The organism is Stenotrophomonas maltophilia (assembly GCF_003970865.1).
Classification (GTDB): Bacteria; Pseudomonadota; Gammaproteobacteria; order Xanthomonadales; family Xanthomonadaceae; genus Stenotrophomonas; species Stenotrophomonas maltophilia_AR.
This window is the reverse complement of record NZ_RXLZ01000157.1, coordinates 1-703: the sequence shown is the minus strand read 5'-3', so window position 1 is coordinate 703 and position 703 is coordinate 1. Positions and strand designations below refer to the sequence as shown.

Sequence of the window (703 nt, the reverse complement as noted above, 5' to 3'; positions counted from 1 at the left end):
GGGTTCACCCCCGTTTTCACGGACACTTACAAGAAGGCCGATTCAGGCCATGAGGAGTGTTCATGTCGAAGCGAAGGAAGTTCAGCGCCGAGTTCAAGCGTGGTGCGGTGGAGCAGGCAAGCCAGTCGGGTGTGAGCTGCGCCCAGGTAGCCCGGGAGCTGGGAATCCGGGATACGTTACTGACACGCTGGAAGCGTGAGGCGCAGGGTCAGGGGTCAGTCGTATTTGCTGGTGCCGGGACGCCCCGGGACGAGGAGCTTGCGCAGTTGAAGCGCGAACTAGCCCGGGTGAAGAAGGAGCGGGATTTTTTGCGAGAAGCGGCGACGTTCTTTGCCAAGGGATCATCCTGAGGTATCAGGTGATCGAACGTTGCCGCGACGAGTTTCCGGTTCGACTGATGTGCCGCTGTCTGAAGGTGTCGGCCAGTGGCTATTACGATTGGAGCAAGCGCCTGCCCAGTGCCGGTCAGCTCGAAAATCAACGTTTGCTCGACCAGATCCGCGCGTTGCATGAGGACAGTCGGGGCACACTTGGCGCAGGCCGGATGCAGGAAGATCTGGCCGATGCCGGCCATAGCCTGAGTCTGAACCGGGTGGCGCGCCTGATGGCAGCTGACGGCTTGCAGGGCTGGCCACGACCGAAGCGCCGAGGCCAGCAAGGCAGGCCTGCGTTGACTCTGCCAGGCGTGCGTAACCGGCTGGAG

Annotated in this window: 1 pseudogene; it reads left to right on the top strand. The window is 62.0% G+C overall.

Annotated features, from left to right (window positions below):
- Positions 1 to 62 precede the first annotated feature (62 nt).
- Positions 63 to 703: pseudogene (locus EKL94_RS22185) on the top strand (IS3-like element ISStma14 family transposase); the annotation flags it as partial.